The following is a 21,315-nucleotide window of genomic DNA, read 5'->3' as shown; positions in this document are numbered from 1 at the left end:
CATGCCGATCCTGGTGATCACGGGAACGGGCACAGAGGTGGGCAAGACGGTGACGACAGCCGCCGTCGCCGCGACAGCCCTGGCCGCGGGCCGCACGGTGGCCGTCCTCAAGCCCGCGCAGACGGGAGTACGTCCGGACGAGCGCGGCGACGCCGACGAGGTGGCGCGCCTCGCAGGCGCCGTACGAACCCTCGAACTCGCCCGCTACCCCGACCCGTTGGCCCCGGCGACGGCAGCCCGCCGCGCCTCGCTCCCCCCGGTACGCCCGGCGGAAGTGGCGGAGGCCGCCGCGAAACTGGCCACCGAGTACGACCTGGTCCTCGTGGAGGGCGCGGGCGGCCTACTCGTCCGCTTCGACGAGGAGGGCGGCACGCTGGCGGACGCGGCCCAACTCCTGGCGGCACCGGTCCTGGTGGTCACCTCGGCAGGCCTGGGCACCCTCAACACAACAGAACTGACGGCCCGTGAACTCTCCCACAGGGGACTGGACCTCATGGGCTGCGTGATCGGCAACTGGCCCAACTCCCCTGACCTGGCGTCCCGTTGCAACCTGGCGGACCTGCCGGTGGTAGCCGGGGCGCCCCTGCTAGGGGCGCTACCGGCGGGGATCGGCACGCTCCCCCCGGCCAACTTCCGCACACTGGCAGCAAGTTGGCTGGCCCCACCCCTGGGCGGAACCTGGGACGCGTCGCAATTCCGGGCACAGGTCTTTTAGGGGCGCGGGGAACTGCGCGACCGGCCCCCACCGACGGAAACCCAACTCACAACCCTTCCTCCCCCAACAACCGCACCAGCTCAATCCGCGACCGAATCCCCAACCGCGAGAACACACCCCGCAGATGGTGATCAATCGTGCGCGGACTCAACGCCAGCCGCACGGCAATCTCGCGATTGGTCGCCCCCTCGGCGGCCATCCGCGCCACCATCAACTGCTGCGCCGTAAGCCGCGCGGCGAAATCCACCGCCCCCGCCGCAACAGTCACCGGCGCCCCCAGCGCCCGCAACTCCGCCCGCGCCTGCGTCGCACAGTGCGGCGCCCCAAACGTCTCGAACGCCTCCAACGCGCTGTGCAACCGGTCCCGCGCCTCGGTCCGCTGCCGCAACCGCCGCAACGCACTCCCGAACAACAGCTCCGTACGGGCCCGTTCGAAGTCCCGCGTCCCATGAGCATGCAGATCAAGAGCCGTCCGGTAGTGATCGACCGCCTCCGCCCCCGGCGCCAGCAACGCCCGGCATCTGGCGCTCAGCGCCAGGTCGTCCGCGCTGCGCACAGCGACAGCCCACCGGTCGTAGTCGGCATGAGCGGCCCGCGCGACACGCGTGTCACCGGTGCGGACGGCGGCCTCGACGTAGTGCGGGGTGGCCAGGTGCCGGATGGCCCGGTGCCCGTGCCCGGGGCCGAATCCGGCGAGGGCGCGCAGCCGGGCGGCGGCGCTCTCGAAGCGGCCGGTGGAGAGGTCGAGGAAGGCGAGCGCCCACAGGGCGAGCGCGGCGGGCAGCCCCAGGCCGTGGGCGCGGGCGTGACCACGGGCCGCCGAGGCGCGCTCCCGGCACACCTCACCGTCGCCGGTCACCGCCGCGAACATGGCGAGCGCGGCCTGGAGATGGCAGGCGCCGTTGTCCTGGCCGGTGGCGTACGCCTGCCAGAGGGCGTCGGCCGCTGCCGCCTCGGCGGCGCGTGGGCGTCCGGTCCAGAAGTCGGCGTAGGCCCGGAACTCCATGGCCTGCGGGACGGTGACCGTCTCGCCCCGGGCGCGGGCGGAGGCGGCGGCCCGTACGGTGGCGCGTTCGGCGCCGGAGTGGTCGCCGAGGAGCAGCGAGGCGATGCCGGAGTGGATGAGCAGGGTGGGGTCGCCACCGGGACCGCACCGGCCCGCGGCGGCCTTGAGGAGGTTACGGGCGTCCTCGTACCGCCCCTCGACGGCGGCGGCGAGTCCCGCGAGGGTGCCGGGCGGGATGATGCCGAGCCGTGCGGCCACGGTGGCGGCCTCGCGGCAGCGGCGGAGGTCGCCGGTGTAGACGGCGGCCTCGGTGGCACGTGCCAGCAGGTGCACGGCGATGTCGAGGTCGGGGTTCGGGACGCTGTGCGAGGACTGTGAGTCCTGGGGCGCGTACGGGTACGAGAAGGGGCCGTCCGATGCCCCGAATCGTTCCGGCAGGCCACCACGAGGCCCGTGATCACCGCGATCCCCATGCTCCCCGCGATCCCAGCGCTCCTCGGCGGAACGATTCAGCACGTTCCCGTTCCCGCTCCCCTGCTCCAGCGCGGCCCGCGCATGCCGGACCGCAGCCGTCAGCAGAGCGTCGAACGCCTCCGTCGCGTTGCCCGAGCGCAGGGCGAGCATGCCGTTCAGGGCGCTCTCGTCCGAGGCGGCCACCAGACCGCGGGCCCGGTCGCCGGCGCCGCGGTGCCAGGCGTCGGCGGCGGCCCGGGAGAGCAGCCGGGAGCGTTCGCGTGGGTCGGGCGAGAGGGCGGCGGCGCGTTCGCCGAGGGCGCCGGCCAGGGCGTGGTCGCCCAGCTCACGGGCCTCGCCTGCGGCGGCGCCGAGTTCGGCGGCGAGGCGCCCGCTGGGGCCGAGGGCGCCGGCGCCCCGGTGCCAGGACCGGCGGGGTGTCTCACCGGCGCCGTGCAGGACGCGGGCCAGCAGTCGGTGCGCGTCCCGTCGGTCGGCCGAGGACCCGGACTCGTACGCCGCGATGCGTGTCCACGCGTCGCGGAAGACGACGCCGCTCACCCCCGCGTGCGCGATCCCGGCCGTCTCGGCGGCTTCGAGGGCGCGGGTGTCGAGGCCGCCCGCGGCGATCGCGCGCAGGAAGGCGTGTGTCTGCACCGGGTGCTGGTCGGCCGCCGCGAGCAGGAGCAGCAGCCGGGTGTCGTCGGGCAGGGCGCGGATCTCCCGGCGGTGCGCCCGCAGGAGTTCGGGGGCGAGTGCGGCGGGTTCCGCCGGCAGCGGGTCGAGGCCGGCCGCCTGCCGTTCGGTGAGGAGCGGTACGAGTTCGGCGGCGGCGCGCGGATCGCCGTACGCGGCACAGAGGACGCGCACGCGGACGCCTTCGGGGAGCGGGGGGCCGAGCTGCTGCCACGCGTCCGTGAGCTGCGGTGGCGAAATGTGCGGCAGAGGCGGGGGATTCACCGAGGTCACCACACAACTCACGTTACTGGCGAGTTACAAGGTGCGTAAAGACCGGCGATTTCACCGATGCGGCGCGCGTAGACCCGGCCCGACACTCCAGCCAACCCCGCCCGAATCTGGAGGCACCATGCAGCGCCGCACGCGACGCATCACGGCAGCCGTCTCGGCTGTCGTGTCCTCGATGCTTCTGTCCCTCTCGCTCACCGCGACGCCCGCCCAGGCCGCAACCCACAATCCGGTCGTTTTCGTACACGGTCTCAGCAGTTCGTCGAGCAGTTGGAACGACTGGGTCGCCGACTTCAAGGCCGACGGCTACACGGCCTCCGAGCTGGACGCCTGGTCGTACTCGTGGTCCCAGTCGAACGTCACGACGGCCCAGCAACTGGCCACCGAGGTCAAGAGAGTTCTGGCCGCGACGGGTGCGTCGAAGGTCGACCTGGTCGTCCACTCGATGGGCGCGCTCAGCGCTCGCTACTACCTCAAGAACCTCGGCGGAACGGCGTACGTCGACGACTTCGTCTCCACCGCCGGCGTCAACCACGGGACGACGGTCGCCTCGTGGTGTGCCTGGCTGTACACCTCGTGTTCCGAGATGTACACCGGAAGTTCTTTCCTGACGGCGCTGAACTCGGGCGACGAGACGCCGGGCAGCGTGGCCTACGCCAGTTACTGGTCCAACTGCGACGACGCGCTCACCCCGGACACCACCGCCATCCTGAGCGGCGCCACGAACGTCGAGGTCGGCTGCATCTCGCACGACGAGATGAACAACGACTACGGCGTCTACGGGCAGGTGCGCGACTTCATCGCCTGATCCCGCCGGTCGACGGCGACAGCAGGGGTGCGCGGGTCCCGTTAGGGGGACAATCGCGGTAAGGCCAGTCCTCCCCGGGAGGTCCCCATGCCGCTACGGTCCACCATCTCCGGCTCCGGCAAGGTGCCGCGGGATCCCGTGCACCATCCGCTGTTCGCCCGTTACTACGCCCGGTTCAGTGTGACCGCCGAGACCCGTATGGGCCTGGGCGGTGTACGGGAGCGGCTGCTCGCCGGACTGTCCGGGCGGGTGATCGAGATCGGCGCGGGCAACGGGCTGAACTTCGCGCACTATCCGGGCACCGTCTCGGAGGTCGTCGCGATCGAACCCGAACGCCTGCTCCGGAAGTTGGCCGTGGAGGCCGCTCTGCGCTCCGAGGTACCCGTGGATGTCGTACCGGGTGTCGCGGAGGCGCTGCCGGTGAAGGGCGAGGCCTTCGACGCCGTGGTGCTCTCGCTGGTGCTGTGCGGTGTCCGGGACGTGTCCCGGGCGCTCGGTGAGGTACGGCGGGTGCTGCGGCCCGGCGGCGAGGTGCGGTTCTTCGAGCACGGCGTCGGCGGTGGGCCCGCGATGCGGTTCGCCCAGCGCGCCCTGGACCGCACGGTGTGGCCCGCGCTCGCCGGCGGATGCCATGTGTCCCGGGACCCGGTGGCCGCGCTGCGGGACGCCGGGTTCGAACTCGGCCCGTACCGGCAGCTGTTGGTGCCCGAGAAGGGGCCCCGGCTGCCCGCCTCGTACTGCGTGCTGGGCAGCGCCTGGCGTCCTGTACAGCAGGAGGCACAGCCGGGGACGAAGGCTTCATAGGCTCCACTGGCGCAGTTCGCGCGCGATGTCGTGCACCGAGGCGTTGCCGCTCTTCACCAGGCGGGCCAGATCGCGCACCTGCTCGGGCGAGGTGACGACCTTGACCCCGCTGGCGATGAGGTAGGCGTAGGCGACCGCGGAGGCGTACAGCGCGTTGGAGCGCTCCAACGCGGGCACATGCAGCAGCAGTTGGAGGAGGGCGGCGGCCCGGGCGTGCGGGTTGTCGTAGACGGGGACGTCGAATATCTGGGCCTCGTGGCGGGCGAGGGCGGCGACCAGAGCGCCCCAGTCGGAGACCTGGGGGTCTCCGGGCGTCTTCCGTTCCGCGATCATGAGGAGCCAGGCGAGGTCGATCCTGAGGTTGCCGAAGTTTTCCAAGAGTTCAGTGACGACCTTCGCGCTTGCCCTCGCGGTCCGTGCCGAACTCCTCGGCGAAGACCGACTCGTACTGCTTCATGAAGTCGGCGGCGGCCTCCACGAAGGTGTGGCCTGCCTCGCCGGTGTCCTGTTTGACCAGTTCCTCGATGTAGCGGTTGACACTCATCCCGCGGGCCAGGGCCTGTTCGCGTGCCGCCCGGGCGGTGCCCTCGTCGACCCGGACGTTCAGCTGAGTCTTCGCCATACCTCGAAGCTAGCGCGAGAGTGCTAGCACCGGCAAGGCCGCCCAAGAGTGAAAAGGGATACCGGGTGTGCGCCTCGTCACACTACGCTCGGCGGGGACAAGGAACACGGGAGAGCCACCTAAGGAGGCAGCCTTGTCCACACCTGCTGCGGAGCACGCCCCCGAGCACGCGGAGGCGGACGGGACCGCGGCCCGGGCCCGCGCCCTGACCAAGGCGTACGGCTCGGGCGAGACGACCGTGCTCGCCCTCGACTCGGTCGACGTGGACATCGCGCGCGGGCGCTTCACCGCCGTCATGGGACCGTCAGGTTCGGGAAAATCCACGTTGATGCACTGTCTGGCGGGGCTCGACACCGTCTCGGCGGGGCAGGTCTGGCTCGGCGACACGGAGATCACCGGGCTGAAGGAGCGCGATCTGACCCGGCTGCGGCGGGACCGGATCGGGTTCATGTTCCAGTCGTTCAATCTGATCCCGACGCTGAACGCCGTCGAGAACATCACCCTGCCGATGGACATCGCGGGCCAGAAACCCGACCAGAAGTGGCTGGACCAGGTCATCGACACGCTGGGGCTGCGGGACCGGCTCAAACACCGGCCGGCCCAGCTGTCCGGCGGGCAGCAGCAGCGCGTGGCCTGCGCCCGGGCGCTCGCCTCCCGGCCCGAGCTGATCTTCGCGGACGAGCCGACCGGCAACCTCGACTCGCGCGCCGGTCTGGAGGTCCTCGGCTTTCTGCGCGAGGCCGTCGACGACCTCGGCCAGACGGTCGTCATGGTGACCCATGATCCGGGCGCCGCCGCCCACTCCGACCTGGTGCTCTTCCTCGCGGACGGGCGGATCGTGGACGAGATGGCCCAGCCCACGGCGGAGGCGGTTCTGGAGCGCATGCGCCTGTTCTCCGGCGGCCAGGCCCAGGAACCGGCACCCGGCGAGACGTCCCTCACCAAGCCCACCGACGAGGACTGACACCCCGTGCTGAAGGCAACGCTCAGGAGTTTCCTCGCGCACAAGGGCAGACTGCTGCTCTCCGCGCTGGCCATCGTCCTGTCCGTGGCGTTCGTCGCGGGCAGCCTGATCTTCTCCGACACGGTCACCCGTACCTTCGACCGGCTCTTCGCCTCCACCTCCGCCGATGTCACGGTGAACCCGCGCGAGGACTTCTCGTCACAGGTGCCGTCCGGCGAGGCCCTGACCGTGCCCGCCTCGCTGGCCCAGCGGGTCGCGGGCGTAGCCGGGGTCGAGGACGCCCACGCGGACGCGTCCGTCGAGAACATCACCGTCGTCGACGACCGCAACGAGTCCGTCTCCCCGACCTCGGGCGCCCCCACCATCGCCACCGACTGGCACCTCACCGACCGCAGCCCCGTCGAACTCACCTCAGGCCACGCCCCCGAGGGCGACGGCGAGGCCCTGCTGGACGCGGACACCGCCGACAGCAAGGACGTGGGCATCGGCGACACGCTCACCGTCCAGGCGCAGCCCGGGTCGTTCAAGGTGAAGATCGTCGGCATCGCCACCTTCACCACCACCAACCCGGGCGCGGCGCTGATCTTCCTGGACAGCAGGACCGCGCCGACCATGCTGCTCGGCTCGCCGGACCGGGCCACGAGCATCTCGGTGACCGCCGCTAGCGGGGTGAGCGACGCGGAGCTGAAGGCCCGTATCGCGAAGCAGATCGGTACCACCGACTACGAGTTGGAGACGGCCGCCGAGCAGGCCGAGTCCGCCGCGGAGCAACTCGGCGGATTCCTCGACGTGATCAAGTACGTGATGTTGGGATTTGCCGGGATCGCCGTGCTCGTCGGGGTCTTCCTGATCGTCAACACCTTCTCGATGCTGATCGCCCAACGCACCCGCGAACTGGGCCTGTTGCGGGCGCTCGGCGCCGACCGACGGCAGGTGCGCCGGTCCGTGCTGACGGAGGCGGTCCTGCTCGGCCTGATCGGCTCGACACTGGGCCTCGCCGCCGGGATCGGCCTCGCGGCGGGGCTGATCAGGCTGATGAGCGCCTTCGGCATGAACCTCAAGTCGGCCGACATGGTGGTGAGTTGGGCAACTCCGGTGTCGGCGTACGCCGTAGGACTCGGGGTCACCTTCGTCGCGGCGTATCTGCCGGCCCGGCGAGCAGCCGTCGTCTCCCCCATGGCAGCCCTCTCGGATGCCGAAATCGCGGGCGTGGGGCGGCCGTTGCGGGTACGGGCGGTGGTCGGCGCGATCGTCGGCGCCCTCGGGGCAGCCGCACTCGTTGGCTGCGCCACGGCCGAGGAGACTTCAACATCGGCTTCCCTGCTGGGACTTGGAGTCGTCCTCACCCTCATCGCCACGGTCATCGCGGGCCCGCTGCTGGTCCGGCCGGTCATCCGGGTGCTCGGCGGGGCGTTCCCGGTGATCTACGGCCCGGTCGGCCGGATGAGCCAGCGCAACGCCCTGCGCAATCCCCGCCGTACGGGGGCCACGGCCGCCGCGCTGATGGTGGGCCTCGCCCTGGTCGGCGGGATGTCGGTGGCCAGCGCCTCGATGACCAAGTCCTTCGACCAGCAGATCGACAAGACGCTGGGTGCCGACTTCGTCGTGCAGAACGACAACTTCGTGCCGTTCCCGCAGGAGGTCGCCGACAAGGTGCGGGCCACGGACGGTGTCGGACTCGTCGTGCGGCAGCGGTTCGTGCCGGTCGCGGTACGGACGCCGGACGGCAAGCGCCTGGAAACCACGGCCGCCGGGTACGACGCACAGCTGGACGACGTCGCCAAGGTCACGTACGTGCAGGGCGACACGGCCGCCGCGCTCGCGGACGGCAACCTGGCGATGTCCGCCGACTACGCCAAGGACCACGACGTCAGCCTCGGCACCGTCCTGCCGGTGGAGTTCCCGGACGGCGAACGGACCGAACTGAAGGTCGCCGCCCTCACCGACCAGGAGAACGCCGAGGGCTTCGGCACCCAGGGCGGGATCTACTTCGGGATCGCCGTCGCCGAGAAGTACGTGCCCGGCGGCCAGGAGTCCGCGCTGTACGTCAACGCCGTGAACGGCACGAGCGCGGACGAGCTGCGCCCGGCGCTGGAGCGGACCCTCGAACCGTATCCGCAGGTCAAGGTGCGTGACCAGGCCGACTACAAGGAACTGATCCGCAACCAGATCGCGGTCCTGCTCTACCTCGTGTACGCGCTCCTCGGGCTGGCGATCGTCATCGCGGTGCTCGGCGTGGTCAACACCCTCGCCCTGTCGGTCGTGGAGCGGACGCGTGAGATCGGGCTGCTGCGGGCCATCGGACTGTCCCGGCGGCAGCTGCGCCGGATGATCCGGCTGGAGTCGGTGGTGATCGCCGTGTTCGGCGCGGTGCTCGGACTCGGGCTGGGGCTGGTGTGGGGTGTGTGCATCCAGCGGGTGCTGGCCTTGCAGGGCATGGAGGCGCTGGCGATTCCGTGGGGCACGATCGTCGCGGTGGTGGTCGGCTCGGCGGTCGTCGGGATCGTGGCGGCGCTGCTGCCTGCGCTGCGGGCGTCTCGGATGAACGTGTTGGCGGCGATCGCGCACGAGTAGCGCGCGGCGGGACCTTGGGGGGCTCGGGCGCTCGGGGGTGGCTCAGGTGGTGTTGCCCGTGCGGGTTCGCTGTGGCTGGTCGCGCAGTTCCCCGCGCCCCTGAGGGGGGAAGGGCCTGCGGCCACTTCCCCCCTCCCCCCAATCCACCCTTCCCCTGAGGAGAGTTCATGGCGTTGCCCTTTCGTTTTGGGGTCAATCTGTTGGTGGCCGGGCCTGCCGAGGAGTGGCGGGCCAAGTGTCGTCGGGCCGAGGAGCTCGGGTACGACGTGATTCTGGTGCCCGATCATCTCGGTATGGTCGCGCCCTTTCCGGCGCTGGTCGCGGCGGCCGGGGCGACCGAGCGGCCCCGTCTGGGCACGTTCGTGCTCAACGCCGGTTTCTGGAATCCCGCTCTGCTGGCCCGTGAGGTCGCCACCACGGACGCCCTGACCGGCGGGCGCCTCGAACTCGGCCTGGGCACCGGATACGTACAGGCGGAGCACGACACGGCGGGCCTGCCCTACGGTTCGCCGCGTGAACGCGTGGACCATCTGCTGCGCACCGTCGAGGAGTTGAGCCGACTGCTCGCCGATGGGCCTCGGGTGCCGCTGCTGATCGGTGCCAACGGTGACCGGATGCTGCGGCTCACCGCCGAGCACGCCGACATCGCGGCGTTCACGGGGGCGCGGCCGGTGCCGGGCAGTACGACGGGAACGCTGGAGCCGCTGACGCCGGAGGAACTGGACGAGCGGGTGGCGGCCTATCACCGGCTGGCCGCCGGGCGGCCCGGGCCCGCCGAGCTGAACCTGCTCGTTCAGGTGGTCGCCATCACCGACGACCCCGCTGCCGCACTCCAGCCCCTGCTGACCCGTCAGCCGCAGCTGACCGTGGATCAGGCCCTTGAGCTGCCGCTCGTCCTGGCCGGCTCCCTGGAGGAGATCGTCGGGCAGGTGCGGGCGGCTCGGGAGCGGTACGGGTTCACCTACTTCACCGTCCTGGAGCCGAACATGGAGCCGTTCGGGCAGGTGATCGAGGCGCTCCGGGCGGAGTGAACCGACCGGGGATGCGGCAGTCGTGTCTCCGCCGATCGGGTTGTGCGTACGGCGGCGCGCAGGCCGGGAAGTGACTGCCGATCAGACGATCAAATGCCTGGTCAGGGGTGTGTCGTCGGATCTGGAGGCATGACCTGACGGTGGGTCGGGTGCCGCCGTGCGGGTCAGTCGGGTGGGCGTCCCGAGTGGTGCGGCGGCCGAGACTGGCTGACGGTGGATCACGTCGAGGCCGGGTTCCATCAGCTGACATCACGTCAGCGTCCCGGCAGCGGCGGAAGGACTTCGACCATGCGCTCTGCCCGCCTGCTCCTCGCTACCGCGACGGCCACGGCCGCTCTCGCGATCGCGGCCCCCGGCGCCCTCGCCGCCGACGGCGACTGGGACAACGGTGACTCTTCCTACAGCAAGGAGCACGACAAGGACAGCAAGCACGACAAGCCGAACGGTGGAATGCACACGGGTGGCGGCGCGCTCACCGCGGTGAACGAGGGCGACTGGAGCAAGGGCGACGACACCGCCGCCGACGACACCAAGAAGGACTGGGAGGCCGACAAGGAGGACGCGGCCGCCAGTGACGAGACCGCCAAGGACTCCAGCTCCTGGGACTCCAGCGACAAGGAAGAGGAGAGCGGCAAGGGCGACTGGGGCTCCAAGCACGAGAAGCCCAGCGGTGGCATGCACACCGGTGGCGGCGCCCTCGCGAACCCGGGTGTCACGGCCGGCGGGCTGGCGGCCCTGGCGGTCGTCGGCGCGGGTGCGTACACGATGCGCCGCAGGAACGCGGCCGACCAGGCGTCCTGACCGATGCCTGACATAGCAGCCGGGGCCGTCGCGTGCGCACATCCGCCTGTGCGCACTGCGGCGGCCCGGCCCGTTCGGTCCCCCCACGTACTTGTGCCCGTGTTCCAGTTAGGTGGTTCCCGATGGCAACCCGGTTGCCCTCCTTTCTCGAAGCCGCGTCCCTGTCGTCCAAGCGGCGCTTCCTTGTGCGTCTGAGCGCGTGGTCCGTCGTACTCCTGCTCCCGGTGCTGATCCTCTTCTCCGGAAACGACGAATCGTCCGACGACGACCGCGCACCCCGCGCCACGGCGGCGCACGCACCGTCCGCGTCGAGTTCGCCGTCCTCGTCCGCCTCGCCGAAGGCCTCGACCGCGCCTCGGGCCACCGGGAAGCATCTGCCGCGGGCCCGGCCGACGCGGCTGCTCATCCCGGCCATCGATGTGGACGCCCCCTTCGTCGGCCTCGACATCACCAAGTCGGGCCAGCTCGAGGCGCCGCCCGCCGACGACGTGAACCTGGTCGGCTGGCAGGCCGACGGTGTGTCCCCCGGTGAGCGGGGCACCGCGATCATCGCCGGGCATGTCGACACGGCGACCGCTCCGGCCGTGTTCGCCGAGCTGAGCGAGCTGGACAGGGGCGACCGGTTCGCCGTCGAGCGCTCCGACGGGCGTAGGGCCGTCTTCCTGGTCGACAGCGCCGAGACGTTCGAGAAGGACGACTTCCCCGACCGGCGCGTGTACGCCGACACCCCGCAGGCCCAGGTCCGGCTGATCACCTGCGCCGGCGACTACGACCACAAGGCGAAGGACTACACCGAGAACCTGGTCGTCTTCGCCCACCTCGTCTGACCCCTAGGGCCTGCCACAAGCCCACCTGGGTGATCAGCGGTGGCGGCCCGGAACACCCGCTCCTAGCTTCGGCATATGACCAGACGACAGATCACCCACCTCGTGTGCACCGCAGCAGTCGTGACCTCGGGGCTGGGTGCCGCCGCACCGGCGGACCACCGCACGGTGCATCAGGTACTCCGCATACACCGGGTACAACCCGGCGAATCGATCCAGAAGGCCGTGGACGCCGCGCGGCCGGGGGACACCGTTGTCCTCTCCCCCGGCACCTACCGCGAGAGCGTCCGCATCACCGTGCCGGACCTGACCCTCCGGGGATCCATCGCCGGGCCGGCCGTCATCGTGCCCGGCCCCGCCGCCGACAGCACCTGTGCCACAGCGGGCAACGGCATCTGTGTGACCGGCACCAAGGCCGCCCCCGTCAAGGGGGTCACCCTGCGCTCGCTGACGATCCGGGGCTTCGCCAAGAACGGGCTGTGGGCGCAGTGGACCGACCGGCTGAAGGTCCAGAACGTGACCGCCGAGAAGAACGGCCAGTGGGGCATCGCCCAGGAGAGGTCCGTACGCGGTGTGTTCAGCCGCAACCTCGCCAGGAACAACGGCGACGCCGGGCTCTTCGTCGCCAACACCGTCGACCGGGAGGACGGCGCCCAGGACTCCAAGGGCGCCGTGATCAGCCGCAACCGGCTGGTCGGCAACCGGATCGGCGTCACGGTACGGCGGCTGCGGAACCTCACCGTCGAACGCAACGAGGCGACCGGCAACTGCGCCGCCGTGTTCGTCGTCGGCGACGAGGGCACCCCGCGCGCCGGGGCGATGACCGTGAGCCGCAACCACATCCACGCCAACAACAAACTGTGTCCGAAGACCCCCCGGCTGCCCTTCCTCCAGGGCTCGGGCATCGTCCTCACCGGCACCGAGAAGACGCTGGTGACGAAGAACCGGGTCGAGGACAACGTGGGCGCCTCCCCGCTGTCGGGCGGCATCGTGCTGTTCAAGAGCTTCGTGGGCGCCCCCAACGAGAGCAACGAGATCCGCGACAACGTGGTGCTGCGCAACAGCACGGCCGATCTCGCCGACCGGGACACCGGCAAGAACAACACCTTCCGCGACAACACCTGCGGGGTCTCCGAACCCGCCGGAATGTGCTGACCGACCCGCTCCCCGACTCCCCCGCACGGCACAACGACAGAGGCGAGGCAAGACATGACGACCGTTGATCCGGCTCCGCCGGCTTCCTCCCCAGCTCCCCACGCTCCCCCACCGCCCATGCGGCTGCGGGAACTCGTCTTCGGCGCGGCCTGCGCCGCCGCCGTACGCGCCGCCGCCCGGCTGGGCGTCGCCGACGCACTCCAGGACACGCCCACGACCGTCGAGGACCTCGCGGCGGCCGTGAAGACCCAGCCCCGGACCCTGCGCCGGCTGCTGCGCGCGCTGTCCTGCCAGGGCGTCTTCGAGGAGCGCCCCGACGGCACCTTCGTCCACACGGAGATGTCCCGGCTGCTGCGCGAGGACGACCCGAACAGCCTCCGCTACATCGCGCTGTGGTGCACCGAACCGTGGACGTGGAACGTCTGGCCCCAGCTGGACGAGGCGGTGCGCACCGGCCGGAACGTCTTCGAGGACATGTACGACCGGGAGTTCTTCTCGTACCTCAACGAGGAGGCCCCCGAGTCGGCGTACGTGTTCAACCGCGCGATGACGACGTCCAGCGAGCAGTCGGCGCGGGACGTCGCGAACCTGCTGGACCTGAGCGGAGTGTCCTCGGTAGCGGACATCGGCGGAGGCCAGGGCCAGGTCGTGGCGAGCCTCCTGGAGAAGCACCCCGGGATGCACGGCACGCTCCTCGACCTGCCCGGAGTCGTGGGCAACGCCGACCCCCGCCTGCGCGACGGGGGTTCCCTGGCCGCGCGGGTGAGCATCGTGGCCGGGGACTGCCGTGAGGACATCCCCGTACAGGCGGATGTGTACATCATCAAGAACATCCTGGAGTGGGACGACGACAGCACCCGCAGGGCGCTGGCGAACGTCCGCAAGGCGGCGCGGCCCGGCGCGCGGGTCGTCGTGATCGAGAACCTCGTGGACGACACCCCGTCGATGAAGTTCACGACGGCCATGGACCTGCTCCTCCTCCTCAACGTCGGCGGTGCGAAGCACACCCGGCAGAGCATGGTCGACCGGCTCACGGAAGCGGGTCTGGTCATCGGTGAGATCCGCCCGGTCAACGCGTATCTGCACGCCTTCGAGTGCACGATCCCTGGCTGACCCGCCCCGGCAGAAACCCCGAGGCCGGTACCGCGAATGTCGCGGTACCGGCCTCGGGGTTTTCGCTGCTCAGGAGCGGGCTGCGTCGCGCTCCCACTGGTAGAAGCAGTGCGCCATGGCGTCCTTCGGGCTGCGCCAGGTCTGCGGGTCGTACGCGGAGACGTACGCCGACAGCTTGTCGCTGATGCCCCGGAACTCGGGGTGCCCGGCCACCTTCGCGATGGCCGGCGCCGGGTCCTGGTCGGCCTCGATGAAGTGCAGGTACACGTCGCCGTACTGGAAGAGGCTGCGGCGGGTGACCCCGACGAGGTGCGGGAGTTCACCACTGTCGGAGGTGGCGAACAGGTCGGCGATCGCCGGCGCCGAACCGGGTGCCATACGGGCGACGATCAGGGCGTGATGCATCGGGTGTCGTCCTTCCTGGGCGGATGGCTCAGCGGGGCAGGGGCGCGTTCTGGCGTTCGCGGGCGGCCTGCTCGATCTTGTCCCGGATGAGCGCCATCTGCGTACGGGAGTTGCGGTTGATGTTGTCCGTCATCCAGTCGTCGTCGACCGGGGCGTCGGGCTTCATCGCGAAGTCCTGCGTCCAGCGCATCTGGGTGCCGCCCGGCAGCTCGCTGTACTCCCACAGGATGTTCATGTGGGCGAAGGGGCCCGTCTCGACGCGGCGGGCCCGGACGGTCCGCGAGGCGCGGTCCACGGTCCGTTCCGAGACCCAGCTCCAGACCTTGCCGTTGTCGTCCGGGAACATGGTCAGCCGGAAGGTCGTCGTGGCGCCCTCGCGGGCGAGCACTTCGAGCGACGAGTACTCGGTGAAGAGGTTCGGCCAGTTCTCGATGTCGTTGGTCATGTCCCAGACCAGGTCGAGAGGGGCGTCGACGGTGATGCTGTTCTCGGTGTGTCCGGCCACGGTCAGGCTCCAGCCTTGAGGGTGCTGTTGACGAGGTCGAGGAACTCCTGGGGCGTCCTGCACCGCTCGGAGTCGGGGGGAAGGGACTTGCCGTACTGGTTCTCCAGCTCGCCGACGATGCCGAGCAGGCCGAGCGAGTCGAGGCCGAGGATCCCGAAGGGGGTGTCCGAGGCGCGCTCCAGTTCGCGGGGGTCGACGGTGACTCCGGCTCCCCTCTTCATGAGGGCGGCCAGCTCGTCGTAGGTCACTTCGGTGGTGATCATGCGGGTGCTCTCTTTCCCGCCCGTGCTATCGGGCGGAGTCGTCTCCACGGCGCACTACCAGCGCCGCGTTGGAACCCATCAGTCCCCGGCTGAGGACCAGGGCCGTGCGCGGCTCGGCGGGGCGAGCGCGGGACATCACCAGGTCGAGGTCGTGGCAGATGTCGAACACGTTGGGGGTGGGCGGGATCAGCCGGTGCTCCATGGCGAGCACCGCCGCCGCGATGTCCAGCACGGGCGCCCCGCAGTAGGCGCGCCCGATGCCGGTCTTGGGCGCCGTGACGGGGACCTTGGTGCCGTACTCCCCGAGGGCGTCGGCGATGGCCCCGGCCTCGGCGCGGTCGGCCTCCGGTACGCCCATCGCGTCGGCGAACACGACGTCGATCTCCTCGGGAGCGCACCCGGCCTCGTCGAGGGCGCCCCTGATCGCCTGGGCGAGCCCGTCCCTGGACCGGTCCCAGCGGGAGGCACCGGTGAAGGTGGCGGCGTGGCCGGCGACGACGGCCCGGACGGGCGCCCCCCGGTCACGGGCGCGGTTCTCGTCCTCGACGACGAGCATCGCGCCGCCCTCCGCGGGCACGAAGCCGCAGGCGGCCTCGGTGAAGGGGCGGTAGGCGCGGGACGGGTCCTCGACGGTGCTCAGTTCGCCGTAACCGAGCTGGCAGACCATCGAGTACGGAGCCAGCGGCGCCTCCGCGCCGCCGACGACGACCGCGCCGGTGCCACGCCGTACGGCCCGTGCGGCGTGCGCGACGGCGTCCAGACCGCCCGCCTCGTCGCTGGCGACGACTCCGCAGGGCCCCTTGAAGCCGCTGCGGATGGAGATCTGGCCGGTGCTGGCGGCGTAGAACCAGGCGATGGACTGGTACGGGCCCACGTACCGCGAGCCCTGGCCCCACAGCTTCTGGAGCTCCCGCTGCCCGAACTCGCCACCGCCCGACCCGGCGGCCGTGACGACACCGATGTCGTACGGGTCCTCCGGTTCGCCCCGGCCGATGCCGGCGTCGTCGAGGGCGAGTGCGGCGGCGGCCATGGCGAAGTGGCTGAACCGGTCGGTCTGGACGAGGAACCGCTCCTCGATGAGACCGGCCGCGTCGAAGCCCCGGACCTCGCCCGCGACCCGCAGCGGCAGATGCCCGCAGCCCTCGCGGGTGATCCCGTCCAGGACGAAGAGGCCCTCGCCGACGGCCTTCCAGTACGAGTCGGCCCGCAGACCGTTGGGCGCGATCACCCCGATCCCGGTGATGGCCGCGCGCTGAGTGCGCCGAGTGCCCTTGATGGACTGACTCTTCATCGGTTCCTCCCGCCCGGCCCCGTCAGCAGTACGGCCGACTGGAAGCCGCCGAATCCGCTGCCGACGGAAAGCACGTTCCTGAGCTTCCGTTCACGCGCGGTGCGCGGTACGTAGTCCAGGTCGCACTCGGGGTCGGGTGTCTCGTAGTTCGCCGTCGGTGGCACGACCTGGTGCTTCAGGGCGAGGACGCAGGCGACGACCTCGATCGCGCCGATCGCGCCGAGCGAGTGGCCCACCATGGACTTGATGGAACTCATCGGGATGTCGTAGGCGTGCGCGCCCAGGGACCGCTTCACGGCGGCGGTCTCGTGCCGGTCGTTCTGTTTGGTGCCCGAGCCGTGCGCGTTGACGTAGTCGATCTGTGTCGGGTCGAGACGGGCCTGGTCGAGCGTGGAGTCGATCGCCCGGGCCATCTCCAGTCCGTCGCAGGTCAGACCGGTCATGTGGTAGGCGTTGCCGTAGGTGGCGTAGCCGCCGATCTCGCAGTAGATGTGCGCGCCACGGGCCCGGGCGTGTTCGTAGTCCTCCAGGACGAGCACCGCCGCGCCCTCGCCCATCACGAAGCCGTTGCGGTGGGCGTCGAAGGGCTTGGAGGCGTGTTCGGGGTCGTCGTTGTTGTCCGAGGTCGCCTTGATGGCGTCGAAGCACGCCATCGTGATCGGCGAGATCGGCGAGTCCGACGCCCCGGCGATGCAGATGTCGGCCCGGCCCTCCTCGATCGTGTGGAAGGCGTAGCCGACCGCGTCGATCCCGGAGGTGCAGCCCGTGGAGACGGTCTGCACCGGGCCCTGGGCGCCGAACTGCTCGGCGACGACCGAGGCGAGGGTGCTCGGCGAGAAGGCCCGGTGGAGTTCCGGGTCGGCGCCGCGGTGGTCCACGTCCCACCGCTGTCCGCCCGAGCTGACCTGGACGTAGTCGTGTTCCAGGCGGGTGGTGCCGCCGACGGCGCTGCCCAGGGAGACCGCGACGCGCCAGGGGTCCTGGGCGCCGGTGGCGAATCCGGAGTCGCGTACGGCCTCGTCGGCGGCGACCATCGCGAACTGGATGTAGCGGTCGGCGTGTTGGCTCAGTGCCGGGTCCAGTCCGTGTGCGAAGGGGTCGAAGTCGCACTCGGCGGCGATGCGCGAACGCAGGCCCGCCGGGTCGAACAGCGTGATGCCGCGGGTCGCGGTACGGCCGCCGGAGAGGAGGTCCCAGAACGCCGTCGTCCCGGTACCGCCGGGAGCGACCACACCGATACCGGTGACAGCCACCCGCCGGGTCACCGTATGGCCCCGCTCCGCTCGGACCGCTGTCCGTGGTCCGGAGCGAGCCGGTCCGGCCCGCCGACGGCGAACTCCGTGCCGGGCGAGGCGGTTTCGGTCACCTCCGTGTCGACGTGACCGAGGCTGGGACGCGGGGCGAGCGGACCGAGGTGGAAGACCATGCGGGCCTCCACGTCACCGACGTTGCGGAAGCGGTGGCGGACGTCGATCGGGATCAGGAGCCCCTGGTCGGGCCGGAGGGCGTGCGTCTCGCCGTCCAGGTCGACTTCGAGGGCACCGGCGACGACGTACACGAACTCCTCGGAGTACGGGTGGTAGTGCTCGCCGATGCGCTCGCCGGGCTGGACGATCGCCAGGCCCATGAAGCCGCTGGTGGAACCCACCGTGGCGGGCGTGAGCATGGCCCGCAGGTCGCCGCCGCGTCTGCGGTTGGGTTCCGTCTCGCTCAGGTCCACGATGCATGGGTGCTGCTTGTTCATGGTTGACACCTCCGGGTGGGGCAGGGACGTCGTCGTCCGGGCGGGGAGGAAGCGGTCCGTCAGGACCGCGCGGAGCTGCGGTCGGTGACGGGCATCATGTCGGCGTGCGACAGGAGGCGGTTGATGTTGCGGTCCGTCTCCAGGGAGCCCTCGACGCCGATCGCGGGACCGTCGAGGAGACGCTCCAGTTCCGCCGCTTTTCCGGGCCCCTTGAGGCCGAGGGAGGCGATGGGGTCGGCGTCGAGTTCACCGGTGAGGTCGACGAGTCGGACAACGATGTCATCGCGCTGGAAGACGGTGCTGCCGTACACCGGGCTCGCCGGGTCGTCGGCCGCTGCCTCGTCCTGGTGGGCGAGCAGCCGGGCCAGGTCCATGCCCCGGCCTTCCTTCGCCGGGTAGTACAGCGCGTGCCGGCGCAGTCCGGCGGGTGCCTTGTCGCCGGAGACCACGTGGTGGACGGCGGGGAGCGCCGCCCGGGTGAAGAAGACCCGCGCGGAGTCGGGGTCGGACAGGTCCCGGTCCTGCTCCAGGTACGGGTTGATGGCCTCCTCGACCGCCCGCACCTCGGGCTGGCGGGCGACGTGCCGCAGGGCGGCGAGGAGGTCGCCCTCCACCTCGACGGCCCGCACGACCCGGTTGCCGTGCATGAAGAGGGAGGTGCGGCGCAGCCGCGTGGTGTCGTCGACCTGCGCCTCGGGCGAGGTGTAGCCGGCCAGGATCTCGGCGACCTTGGACTCGGAGCCCGGCTTGACGGTGAAGGTGAGGGCGTGGCGTGCGACACCGTCGCCGACGCGAGCCGTCACCTGCATCGCCGCGGACGCCTGTTCCGGGGTGAGCGGGGCGTTGGGGGTCGTCTCGCGGAGGATGCTGTAGCGCATCGACCGGGTGTCCCGGACGCAGCTGTGCATCGGCCGTACGGTCTCGACGTGCTCCTCGCTGTTCACCCAGGCGAGGAAGGGCGGGGCGCTCTCCCACTCGCTGGTGATGAGCCACTGCGAGGGGTTCTCGATCGACTGGCAGAGCTGGTCACTGAGGTGACCGGGGACGGAGGCGACCTGGTTGCGCATGTGTTCGTACGCGTCCAGGAACTGCTGCTGGGCTCCTTCGTACAGGTCGAGCAGCAGGATCACCCGCAGCCTGGAGCCGTCGAACGCTGACTGCGATATGCGTCCCGAGATGGTCATCCGGCGCACCTCTCCTCTTCGTGGTGGAAGTCCTTCGCCGTCGAAGTCCTTCGTGGTGGAAGGCGGGAAGCGACCGTCGTGGCCGAAAGCCGGGGCCGCCATGAGCCGATAGTTGACGCGAGTTGCGCTGTGCGCGACTCCCACGGGGTCGGGCGAGTGAACCGTGCTCCATCCGGGTGCCCCTGGCGGGCGGAACGGGCCGCGCGCGTGCAGTGTGCAGGTGCGTCCCCTCGCTGACCCGCGTCCCGGCAGACACCGGCAGACCCTGGAGGCATTCCATGAACCGCGCTGAAGAGGCCGATGGCCGAGGCGGCCACCGCACGCCCGTCCTGATCGTCGGCGGCTCCCTGGTGGGCCTGTCGACCTCCTTGTTCCTAGGGCGCCTCGGGGTGCCGCACACCCTTGTGGAGCGGCACTCGGGCACCTCGATCCATCCACGCGGGCGCGGGAACAACGTGCGCACCATGGAGCTGTTCCGGGTGGCCGGGGTGGAGCGCCGCATCGAGGAGGCGGCGTCGGTGCTGGCCGACAACCACGGCATCCTCCAGACGCCGACCCTGGTGGGCGACGCGGGCGAGTGGCTGTTCAAGGAGATCGACCCGGGCGGCGGGCTCGCCCGGTTCAGCCCGAGCGGCTGGTGCCTGTGCAGCCAGAACGACCTGGAGCCGGTGCTGCTGGAGAGCGCGCGGGCGCTGGGCGGGGATCTGCGGTTCTCGACCGAGCTGATGTCGTTCGAGCAGGGCCCCGAGGGCGTGACAGCGCAGGTCAAGAGCCGGGAGACGGGTGAGCACACCACGATCCGGGCGGACTATCTCGTCGCGGCGGACGGTCCGCGCAGCCCGGTCCGTGAGCAGCTCGGCATCGGGCAGAGCGGCCCGGGCGATCTGTTCCACAACGTGAGCATCACCTTCACCTCCCGGGGTCTCGCGGACGTGGTCGGCGACCGGCGGTTCATCGTCTGCTACCTGACCAGCCCGGACGCCGACGGGGCACTGCTGCCGGTCGACAACCGGGAGCGCTGGGTGTTCCACGCGCCCTGGCACCCCGAACACGGCGAGACGCTGGAGGAGTTCACCGACGAGCGGTGCCGCGAACACATCCGGCGGGCCGTCGGCGTACCGGACCTGGATGTGGAGATCACCGGCCGGGCGCCCTGGCACGCCGCCGAGCGGGTCGCCGAACGGTACGCGGACGGCAGGGTGTTCCTCGCCGGTGACTCGGCCCACGAGATGTCCCCCACCGGTGCGTTCGGCTCCAACACCGGTATCCAGGACGCCCACAACCTCGCCTGGAAGCTGGCCGCCGTGCTGGGCGGCTGGGCGGGTCCCGGTCTGCTGAAGTCGTACGACCTGGAGCGCCGCCCGGTCGCGGAGGCGACGAGCGCCCGTGCTTCGGCGCGCTCGGTCGAGCACAGCCACCCCGGGTACACGCCCTCCCCCGGAGCCGGCGGCCCCGGCGGCAAGAAGGGCGGAATCCTCAACGTGGCGCTGGGCTACCGCTATCCGCGGGGCGCGGTCCTGGGTGCGGACGCGGCGGTGCCGGTCGTACCCGAGGGCGTACGGCTGACGGGTGAGCCGGGGAGCCGGGCGCCGCACATGTGGCTGAACCGCGCCGGGACCCGGATCTCGACGATCGATCTGTACGAGGGCTCGCTGGTCCTGCTCAGCGCGGCGGGCGCCGGCGGCGACTGGCACAGTGCGGCGACGGACGTCGCGCGGGAGTTGGCGGTGCCGCTCACCTCGTACCGGATCGGCAGTGGTTCCGACGCCGAGCTGTCCTCGGCGAGCGATCTGGAGTGGGCCGAGGTCCACGGCGTCGGCCTGGACGGGGCGGTGCTGGTGCGCCCCGACGGGTTCGTGGCCTGGCGCTCGGAGGGGGCGTCGGCGAATCCCGGGGCGGTGCTGCGGGAGGCCCTTTCGACACTCCTCGACCGGGGCTGACGGTTCGGCTCGTTTCCGTGCACGGACACTTCGCATTCGTGCACGGAAACGGTCGCCCACCTGGTCAACAGAGCTCTTGGCCGGGCGGCCCGTCGTGTGGCGCGTTGCCGTGCATGCGCGGGAGGAAGGCGCACAACCCGGGCGGGC

The 21,315-nt window shown here is 71.0% G+C and carries 21 protein-coding genes; 11 read left to right on the top strand and 10 right to left on the bottom strand.

Annotation, left to right across the window (positions count from 1 at the left end; all coding sequences use genetic code 11):
- The first annotated feature begins 1 nt into the window (after nt 1).
- Nucleotides 2–715, top strand: coding sequence for a dethiobiotin synthase (gene bioD, locus OG787_RS42670; protein WP_369033839.1), 714 nt, complete (start codon nt 2–4; stop codon nt 713–715).
- Between the two features lie 46 nt (nt 716–761).
- Here bioD and OG787_RS42665 read toward each other — a convergent pair whose 3' ends face one another.
- Nucleotides 762–3,146, bottom strand: a complete 2,385-nt coding sequence (locus tag OG787_RS42665) for a LuxR C-terminal-related transcriptional regulator (RefSeq protein WP_369033838.1) — start codon at nt 3,144–3,146, stop codon at nt 762–764.
- Between the two features lie 115 nt (nt 3,147–3,261).
- On the opposite strand from OG787_RS42665, the gene OG787_RS42660 reads away from it, so the two are divergent.
- Nucleotides 3,262–3,948, top strand: a complete 687-nt coding sequence (locus tag OG787_RS42660) for an esterase/lipase family protein (RefSeq protein WP_369033837.1) — start codon at nt 3,262–3,264, stop codon at nt 3,946–3,948.
- Nucleotides 3,949–4,035: 87 nt separating this feature from the next.
- On the top strand, nt 4,036–4,752 hold the full coding sequence (locus OG787_RS42655) for a class I SAM-dependent methyltransferase (RefSeq protein WP_369033836.1): 717 nt from the start codon (nt 4,036–4,038) through the stop codon (nt 4,750–4,752).
- Here the strand turns inward: OG787_RS42655 and OG787_RS42650 are convergent.
- Together OG787_RS42650 and OG787_RS42645 are read right to left on the bottom strand one after the other, a co-directional pair.
- Nucleotides 4,747–5,085, bottom strand: coding sequence for a fic family toxin-antitoxin system, toxin component (locus tag OG787_RS42650; RefSeq protein WP_405540749.1), 339 nt, complete (start codon nt 5,083–5,085; stop codon nt 4,747–4,749). The two genes, OG787_RS42655 and OG787_RS42650, sit on opposite strands and share 6 nt — an antisense overlap.
- A 49-nt stretch (nt 5,086–5,134) precedes the next feature.
- Nucleotides 5,135–5,374 carry a toxin-antitoxin system HicB family antitoxin gene (locus OG787_RS42645; protein WP_369033835.1) on the bottom strand — a complete coding sequence of 80 codons (240 nt, stop codon included), beginning with the start codon at nt 5,372–5,374 and terminating at the stop codon, nt 5,135–5,137.
- A gap of 133 nt (nt 5,375–5,507) precedes the next feature.
- Here OG787_RS42645 and OG787_RS42640 point away from each other — a divergent pair, with 133 nt between their 5' ends.
- The 7 genes from OG787_RS42640 to OG787_RS42610 all read left to right on the top strand — a co-directional run bounded on the left by OG787_RS42640 (nt 5,508) and on the right by OG787_RS42610 (nt 13,836).
- Nucleotides 5,508–6,338, top strand: a complete 831-nt coding sequence (locus tag OG787_RS42640; protein WP_369033834.1) for an ABC transporter ATP-binding protein — start codon at nt 5,508–5,510, stop codon at nt 6,336–6,338.
- A 6-nt stretch (nt 6,339–6,344) separates the two neighbouring features.
- A complete protein-coding gene (locus OG787_RS42635; protein WP_405538898.1) occupies nt 6,345–8,912 on the top strand; it encodes an ABC transporter permease in 2,568 nt (855 codons plus the stop codon).
- 167 nt (nt 8,913–9,079) lie between these two features.
- Nucleotides 9,080–9,943: an LLM class F420-dependent oxidoreductase gene (locus OG787_RS42630; protein WP_405538896.1), complete on the top strand. Its 864-nt coding sequence runs from the start codon at nt 9,080–9,082 to the stop codon at nt 9,941–9,943.
- A 288-nt stretch (nt 9,944–10,231) separates the two neighbouring features.
- Entirely contained in the window at nt 10,232–10,744 is a 513-nt protein-coding gene (locus tag OG787_RS42625) for a hypothetical protein (RefSeq protein ID WP_405538895.1), read from the top strand.
- Between the two features lie 122 nt (nt 10,745–10,866).
- The gene (locus OG787_RS42620) at nt 10,867–11,571 is read left to right on the top strand and encodes a class F sortase (RefSeq protein WP_405538894.1); all 705 of its coding nucleotides are present in this window, start codon (nt 10,867–10,869) and stop codon (nt 11,569–11,571) included.
- 75 nt (nt 11,572–11,646) lie between these two features.
- Nucleotides 11,647–12,723, top strand: coding sequence for a nitrous oxide reductase family maturation protein NosD (locus OG787_RS42615; RefSeq protein ID WP_405538892.1), 1,077 nt, complete (start codon nt 11,647–11,649; stop codon nt 12,721–12,723).
- Nucleotides 12,724–12,777: 54 nt separating this feature from the next.
- Nucleotides 12,778–13,836 (top strand): methyltransferase, encoded by a 1,059-nt coding sequence (locus OG787_RS42610; protein ID WP_405538891.1) that lies wholly within the window; start codon nt 12,778–12,780, stop codon nt 13,834–13,836.
- A 69-nt stretch (nt 13,837–13,905) separates the two neighbouring features.
- Here OG787_RS42610 and OG787_RS42605 read toward each other — a convergent pair whose 3' ends face one another.
- From OG787_RS42605 to OG787_RS42575, 7 genes are read right to left on the bottom strand one after another with little or no spacing between them, the layout of a single operon-like run.
- Nucleotides 13,906–14,241 (bottom strand): TcmI family type II polyketide cyclase, encoded by a 336-nt coding sequence (locus OG787_RS42605; RefSeq protein WP_369033827.1) that lies wholly within the window; start codon nt 14,239–14,241, stop codon nt 13,906–13,908.
- 28 nt (nt 14,242–14,269) lie between these two features.
- Nucleotides 14,270–14,746: an SRPBCC family protein gene (locus OG787_RS42600; protein ID WP_369033826.1), complete on the bottom strand. Its 477-nt coding sequence runs from the start codon at nt 14,744–14,746 to the stop codon at nt 14,270–14,272.
- A 2-nt stretch (nt 14,747–14,748) separates the two neighbouring features.
- Nucleotides 14,749–15,009 carry a phosphopantetheine-binding protein gene (locus tag OG787_RS42595; protein ID WP_369033825.1) on the bottom strand — a complete coding sequence of 87 codons (261 nt, stop codon included), beginning with the start codon at nt 15,007–15,009 and terminating at the stop codon, nt 14,749–14,751.
- 25 nt (nt 15,010–15,034) lie between these two features.
- A complete protein-coding gene (locus OG787_RS42590; RefSeq protein ID WP_405538890.1) occupies nt 15,035–16,300 on the bottom strand; it encodes a ketosynthase chain-length factor in 1,266 nt (421 codons plus the stop codon).
- On the bottom strand, nt 16,297–17,565 hold the full coding sequence (locus OG787_RS42585; protein ID WP_369033823.1) for a beta-ketoacyl synthase: 1,269 nt from the start codon (nt 17,563–17,565) through the stop codon (nt 16,297–16,299). The genes OG787_RS42590 and OG787_RS42585 overlap by 4 nt, the downstream gene beginning before the upstream one ends.
- Nucleotides 17,562–18,044, bottom strand: a complete 483-nt coding sequence (locus tag OG787_RS42580) for a cupin domain-containing protein (RefSeq protein WP_369033822.1) — start codon at nt 18,042–18,044, stop codon at nt 17,562–17,564. The genes OG787_RS42585 and OG787_RS42580 overlap by 4 nt, the downstream gene beginning before the upstream one ends.
- Before the next feature lie 59 nt (nt 18,045–18,103).
- Nucleotides 18,104–19,228, bottom strand: a complete 1,125-nt coding sequence (locus tag OG787_RS42575; RefSeq protein WP_369033821.1) for a SchA/CurD-like domain-containing protein — start codon at nt 19,226–19,228, stop codon at nt 18,104–18,106.
- Between the two features lie 278 nt (nt 19,229–19,506).
- On the opposite strand from OG787_RS42575, the gene OG787_RS42570 reads away from it, so the two are divergent.
- Nucleotides 19,507–21,168 (top strand): FAD-dependent oxidoreductase, encoded by a 1,662-nt coding sequence (locus OG787_RS42570; protein WP_405538889.1) that lies wholly within the window; start codon nt 19,507–19,509, stop codon nt 21,166–21,168.
- Nucleotides 21,169–21,315 lie beyond the last annotated feature (147 nt).

It is taken from the genome of Streptomyces sp. NBC_00075, from assembly GCF_045041225.1.
GTDB lineage: Bacteria > Actinomycetota > Actinomycetes > Streptomycetales > Streptomycetaceae > Streptomyces > Streptomyces adonidis.
The sequence above is the reverse complement of the archived record's forward strand: the minus strand, read 5'-3'. Positions and strand labels throughout refer to the sequence as shown.

Coding starts and splice junctions, on each gene's coding strand:
- OG787_RS42610 (WP_405538891.1), top strand. CDS start 12,778: ATGACGACCGTTGATCCGGCTCCGCCGGCTTCCTCCCCAGCTCCCCAC.
- OG787_RS42660 (WP_369033837.1), top strand. CDS start 3,262: ATGCAGCGCCGCACGCGACGCATCACGGCAGCCGTCTCGGCTGTCGTG.
- OG787_RS42650 (WP_405540749.1), bottom strand. CDS start 5,085: ATGATCGCGGAACGGAAGACGCCCGGAGACCCCCAGGTCTCCGACTGG.
- OG787_RS42580 (WP_369033822.1), bottom strand. CDS start 18,044: ATGAACAAGCAGCACCCATGCATCGTGGACCTGAGCGAGACGGAACCC.
- OG787_RS42655 (WP_369033836.1), top strand. CDS start 4,036: ATGCCGCTACGGTCCACCATCTCCGGCTCCGGCAAGGTGCCGCGGGAT.
- OG787_RS42590 (WP_405538890.1), bottom strand. CDS start 16,300: ATGAAGAGTCAGTCCATCAAGGGCACTCGGCGCACTCAGCGCGCGGCC.
- OG787_RS42620 (WP_405538894.1), top strand. CDS start 10,867: ATGGCAACCCGGTTGCCCTCCTTTCTCGAAGCCGCGTCCCTGTCGTCC.
- OG787_RS42570 (WP_405538889.1), top strand. CDS start 19,507: ATGAACCGCGCTGAAGAGGCCGATGGCCGAGGCGGCCACCGCACGCCC.
- OG787_RS42575 (WP_369033821.1), bottom strand. CDS start 19,228: ATGACCATCTCGGGACGCATATCGCAGTCAGCGTTCGACGGCTCCAGG.
- OG787_RS42595 (WP_369033825.1), bottom strand. CDS start 15,009: ATGATCACCACCGAAGTGACCTACGACGAGCTGGCCGCCCTCATGAAG.
- OG787_RS42605 (WP_369033827.1), bottom strand. CDS start 14,241: ATGCATCACGCCCTGATCGTCGCCCGTATGGCACCCGGTTCGGCGCCG.
- bioD (WP_369033839.1), top strand. CDS start 2: ATGCCGATCCTGGTGATCACGGGAACGGGCACAGAGGTGGGCAAGACG.
- OG787_RS42645 (WP_369033835.1), bottom strand. CDS start 5,374: ATGGCGAAGACTCAGCTGAACGTCCGGGTCGACGAGGGCACCGCCCGG.
- OG787_RS42630 (WP_405538896.1), top strand. CDS start 9,080: ATGGCGTTGCCCTTTCGTTTTGGGGTCAATCTGTTGGTGGCCGGGCCT.
- OG787_RS42625 (WP_405538895.1), top strand. CDS start 10,232: ATGCGCTCTGCCCGCCTGCTCCTCGCTACCGCGACGGCCACGGCCGCT.
- OG787_RS42615 (WP_405538892.1), top strand. CDS start 11,647: ATGACCAGACGACAGATCACCCACCTCGTGTGCACCGCAGCAGTCGTG.